This is a genomic window from Brevundimonas sp. (assembly GCF_018608325.1).
In the GTDB taxonomy this organism is placed as follows: domain Bacteria; phylum Pseudomonadota; class Alphaproteobacteria; order Caulobacterales; family Caulobacteraceae; genus Brevundimonas.
Map to the genome: position 1 here is coordinate 1 of NZ_JABAZW010000164.1, position 4,915 is coordinate 4,915.

General features: G+C 65.7%; 5 protein-coding genes and 1 pseudogene. 5 read left to right on the top strand and 1 reads right to left on the bottom strand.

Going from position 1 to position 4,915, the window contains the following annotated elements:
* Window positions 1-1,841: TonB-dependent receptor (locus QZ281_RS16515; protein ID WP_292230260.1), on the top strand; the 1,841-nt coding region annotated here is incomplete at its 5' end.
* 152 nt (window positions 1,842-1,993) lie between these two features.
* Entirely contained in the window at window positions 1,994-3,133 is a 1,140-nt protein-coding gene (locus QZ281_RS16520) for an acyltransferase (protein ID WP_292230261.1), read from the top strand.
* A 7-nt stretch (window positions 3,134-3,140) separates the two neighbouring features.
* Here QZ281_RS16520 and hslV read toward each other — a convergent pair whose 3' ends face one another.
* Window positions 3,141-3,704 carry an ATP-dependent protease subunit HslV gene (gene hslV, locus QZ281_RS16525; protein ID WP_292230262.1) on the bottom strand — a complete coding sequence of 188 codons (564 nt, stop codon included), beginning with the start codon at window positions 3,702-3,704 and terminating at the stop codon, window positions 3,141-3,143.
* Between the two features lie 176 nt (window positions 3,705-3,880).
* Here hslV and QZ281_RS16530 point away from each other — a divergent pair, with 176 nt between their 5' ends.
* The 3 genes and pseudogenes from QZ281_RS16530 to QZ281_RS16540 form a co-directional block, all read left to right on the top strand.
* Window positions 3,881-4,282, top strand: a complete 402-nt coding sequence (locus tag QZ281_RS16530) for a BLUF domain-containing protein (protein ID WP_292230263.1) — start codon at window positions 3,881-3,883, stop codon at window positions 4,280-4,282.
* Between the two features lie 96 nt (window positions 4,283-4,378).
* On the top strand, window positions 4,379-4,789 hold the full coding sequence (locus tag QZ281_RS16535; protein ID WP_292230265.1) for a BLUF domain-containing protein: 411 nt from the start codon (window positions 4,379-4,381) through the stop codon (window positions 4,787-4,789).
* 44 nt (window positions 4,790-4,833) lie between these two features.
* Window positions 4,834-4,915, top strand: a pseudogene (locus tag QZ281_RS16540) (molybdopterin biosynthesis protein MoeB); the annotation flags it as partial.

Sequence of the window (4,915 nt, forward strand, 5' to 3'; positions counted from 1 at the left end):
GCCTGCCGGGCGTCAGCTCCGACACCTTCGGCGGGGGCGCCAGCCGCCCGGTCATCCGGGGTCAGACCGCACCGCGCGTAAAGGTGCTGAGCGGCGGTTCGGCCCTGCTGGACGCCTCCGAAGTCTCGCCTGACCACGCGGTCGGCGGCGAGACACTGCTGCTGCAGGGGATCGAGATCCTGCGCGGGCCCAGCGCGCTTCTGTACGGCGGCGGCGCCATCGGCGGCGCGGTCAATCTGATCGACCGCAAGATCCCGACCGCCACTCCGCCCAGAGGCGGAGAGGGCGCCGCCGAGGTCCGCATCGGCTCGGCTGATAATGAAGAGGCGGCGGTCGCCGGCCTGACCGCAGGCGGCAACGGCTTCGCCGTCCGCATCGAGGCGGCGCGACGCAAGTCCGACGACTACAAGGTTCCCGACTGGAGCGAGAAGCGGCTGGACGGATCAGCCAACGAGAGCCGCACCGCCACCCTGGGCGCCTCATGGATCGGGTCGCGCGGCTATCTGGGCGTCGCCTACACCCAGCAGAACAGCACCTACGGTCTGCCGGGCCACAGCCATGAGTACGAATCCTGCCACCCGCACGGCACGCACCTGCATTGCGGCGGCCACAGCCATGACCACGACGAGGACGGCCACGACCATGATCATGACCACGAGCACGGCCATGGCCATGCCCCGACGGTTGATCTGGTCAGCCGCCGCACCGACGTGCGCGGCGAACTGCGTGACCCGTTCTCAGGGGTCGAGCGCATCCGTTTCAGCGGCGGCTATACCGACTACGCCCACGATGAACTGGACGACGGCCAGATCACGACCACCTTCTCCAACCGCGGCTATGACGCCCGCGTCGAGGTGCAGCACGCCCCCATCGGCGGCCTGCGCGGCGTGATCGGCGGACAGGTCGCCCGCAGCGACTTCGCCGCCGATGGTCTGGAATCCTTCATCCGCCCCAGCCGCACCGAAACCAGCGCTCTGTTCGTGCTGGAGACGTTCGACGCCGGGGACTGGAGCTTTGAAGGGGCGGTGCGTCAGGAATGGCAGAAGACCGGCGCGCGCGGTGATTTAGCCGTCGCCTCTCGCCCCGACCGCGACTTCCAGCCCTTCTCGGCCTCGATCGGCGCCAACTGGCGGTTCGCCCCGGACTATGTCCTGTCCTTCTCGGCCGCCCGGTCGCAGCGCGCGCCCAATATTCAGGAGCTTTATGCTCGCGGCGTCCACCTGGCGACCAACACCTATGAGCTGGGTTCGGTCGATCTGAGCACGGAAACCGTCGTGTCGCTGGAGGCCGGGATCAAGAAGACGCAAGGCCAGACCACCTTCGGCCTCAGCGCCTATCGCTACGCCTATGACGGCTATATCTACGCGGACACGCTGGACCGGTTCGAGGACTTCCGCCTGATCCGCTACACCCAGCATGACGCCACCTTCACCGGCATAGAGGGCGAGGCGACGCATCGGTTCCGTCCCAATCTGTCGGCGACAGTGTTCGGCGACTATGTCCGCGCCGAACTGGACGATGGCGGCGACCTGCCCCGCATTCCCGCCGGTCGTCTGGGCGCCCGCACAGACCTGATCCAGGGACCGTGGTCGGGATCGGTCGAATATGTGCGGGTGTTCGAACAGGACCGCGTCGCCACCTATGAGACCACGACGCCGGGCTACAATATGATCAACGCCACGGCGGCCTATGACTTCGATCTGGGGCCGACCTCGGCGCAGATCTATGTGCGCGGGACCAATCTGCTGAACGAGCTGGCGTTCAACCACGCCTCCTTCATCAGCGATCTGGCGCCGCTGAGGGGCCGCAACATCGTGCTGGGCGTCCGCGCCCGGTTCTGATCCGCGCCCTTAGCTGCAACGCCCGAACGGGCGGAGACGGACGCCCCGTCTCCGCCCGTTTTCGCGTCGGAAAGCGCCGTGATGCGACATATTGCCAAGCTGATTGAGAACGTTCACAAGATCAGGCTTCATTGGGGGATGATCGACGTTTCATGACCGCAGCCACCACACCTGCCGCCAAGACCCATTACGCCGTTCTGGACGGACTGCGCGGGGTCGCCGCCCTGATCGTGGTGGCGTTTCACCTGTTCGAGGCGCACGGCGGCGGCGATGCGCACCGGCAGATCATCAACCACGGCTATCTGGCGGTGGACTTCTTCTTCCTGCTGTCGGGCTTCGTCATCGCCTACGCCTATGACGACCGCCGGGGGCAGATGTCGGCGGCGGACTTCCTGAAGCGCCGCCTGATCCGCCTTCAACCCATGCTGATCCTGGGCAGCCTCTTGGGCGCGGCCCTGTTCATGTTTCAGGACTATTCGATCTTCCCCAAGCTCCAGTCGACCACCGCCTGGCAGGTGATCGCGGTGCTGGTGCTCAGCGCCCTGATGATCCCCCAGCCCAAGTCGATGGACGTGCGCGGCTGGGGCGAGATCTATTCGCTGAACGGCCCGGCCTGGTCGCTGTTCTATGAATATGTGGCCAACCTGTTCTACGCGCTGGGCCTGCGGAAACTGTCAAACCGGGCGCTGGGCGTGGTGGTGGCGCTGGCCGGTCTGGCCCTGATCCATCTGGCGATGTTCGGCGGGCGAGGCGACCTGATCGGCGGCTGGGCGCTGGATGCCGACGGCATACGTATCGGCCTGACGCGCGTGCTGTTCCCCTTCTGCGCAGGGGTTCTGTTGTTCCGGCTAGGGCGACGAATTCGCATCAATCACGCCTTTGCGGTCGCCAGCCTGCTGCTGGTCGTCGGCCTGTCCCTGCCCCGTTTCGACGGAGCGGATCAGTTGTGGCTCAACGGCCTGTACGAAGCCCTGTGCGTGATCCTGCTGTTCCCGCTGATCGTGGCCATCGGCGCGGGCGACAAACAGGTTGACGGCGTGTCGGTGCGGATCGCGCGGTTCTTCGGCGACCTGTCCTATCCGATCTACATCACCCACTATCCGCTGATCTACATCTACACCGGCTGGGTCGTGGACAAGAAGCCGTCGCTGGCGCTGGGCGCGCTGGTCGGCGTGGGCGTTTTCGTCGGATCGGTTCTGATCGCCTGGCTCAGCCTGAAACTGTTCGACGCGCCGGTGCGGCGCTGGCTTGCCCAGCGCTTCCTGGGCCGCCCCGTCGCCGCGAAAATCTGAAGGCCGGTCAGGCCTCCAGCATCTCCACCGTCAGATTGCCGTTTGTATAGACGCAGATTTCGGCGGCGATCTTCATGGCCTTGCGGGCGATAGCCTCGGCGTCGAGGTCCGTGTCGTCGCTCAGGGCGCGGGCGGCGGCCAGGGCGTAGTTGCCGCCTGATCCCACGGCGGCGACGCCGTATTCCGGCTCCAGCACGTCGCCGACGCCGGTGACGGTGAAGATGGACGACTTGTCCGCCACCAGCAGCATGGCCTCCAGACGGCGCAGATAACGGTCGGTGCGCCAGTCCTTGGCCAGATCGACACAGGCCCGCGCCAGTTGATCGGGATACTGCTCCAGCTTGGCCTCCAACCGCTCGATCAGGGTCAGGGCGTCAGCCGTCGCGCCAGCAAAGCCCGCCAGCACCTTGCCGCCCGCCAGGGTCCGCACCTTGCGCGCCGAACCCTTGACGATGGTCGGCCCCATCGAAACCTGACCGTCGCCGGCGATGACGGTGCGGCCATTCTTGCGCACCGCCAGGATGGTGGTGCCGTGCCAGTCGGGAAAGTTGGAAGCGTTCGATTGGGTCATGTCCGCCAGATGGCCCGCCCAAGCCCAGGCATCAAGTCCGTGGATAGAGGCCGCCACCCGAAAGCCGTCCGCCGTCTTTGCGCCTCAATTTCGCATAACAGCGTCTCAGTTTAACCCTATTCTTGAGTAAAACGTGGCAAATACCGTCACTGTTAACGATCACAGAGGGTGTTAAATTGCTGTTCCGCGTTGTTTTTGTAAGCGAACTGGTCGCCGACGCAGGACAGACCACCCGCTCCGTCGCCGAAATCCTTGGCGCCTGCCAGCGCAATAACCAGCGCGACGAGATCACCAGCGCCCTGATCTTTCACCGGGGCGAGGCCGCCCAGATGATCGAGGGCAAACGCGTCGACATTGACCGGCTGTTGGCCCGCGTGTCGCGCGACCCCCGGCACCGGAACCTGCGGGTGCTGCACGACCGGCCCGTGCTGAAACGCCAGACCGCCAGCCCGGTTCGCCTCAACGCCCTCAGCCGGGACCAGGCCCAGACCCTGCTGCAAGACCGCCGCCTCAGCCACCTGTCCGCCGACGGCCTGCAACGCCTGCTGATGTGCGACCATCTGACCCTGGCGGCCTGACGCCCAGCGACCTGACGTCGCACAGTCGTATTCCGTTAATGATACATCTCTAGGGCAGGGTCGTCCGCCTGTTGGCGCTCAAGCGTACGAGTACCCATGAGTTTGTTTCGCCTCGTTTTCGCCAGCAACGCCGTGGGCGCTGCGGCTGAAGGCCTTTTGCCGTTGATCGACATCATCGGCGTGTCCAATGCGAACAATCGACGCGATCACGTCACCAGCGCCCTGTTGCGGCATGACGGTCGGTTTTTTCAGGTCATGGAGGGGGCGCGGGTCGATCTGGATCGGACGCTGAACAGAATCCGCGCCGACCGACGTCACGACGATCTACGCATCCTTTCAGACCGCGCCGTCGATGCGCGCCTGTTCACTGACTGCGCCATGGCCCGGATCGATGCGACGCCCGCCCTGGAGCGGCTGATCTGCGCCGGACTGGCGCCCCAAAAGACCGGACTGATGCTTGAGCAGCTGATGGCCGAGGCGCATCGGGTCGCAAGCCCTATCGCCTGACGCGCGCCCTCGCTTCCCGGGCCCGGCGTCGCTAGATGAGGGGCATGGTTTTCTCGCAAGACGAAGTCGAACGCTACGCCCGCCATCTGGTCCTGTCCGAGATCGGCGGGCCGGGGCAGCAGGCGC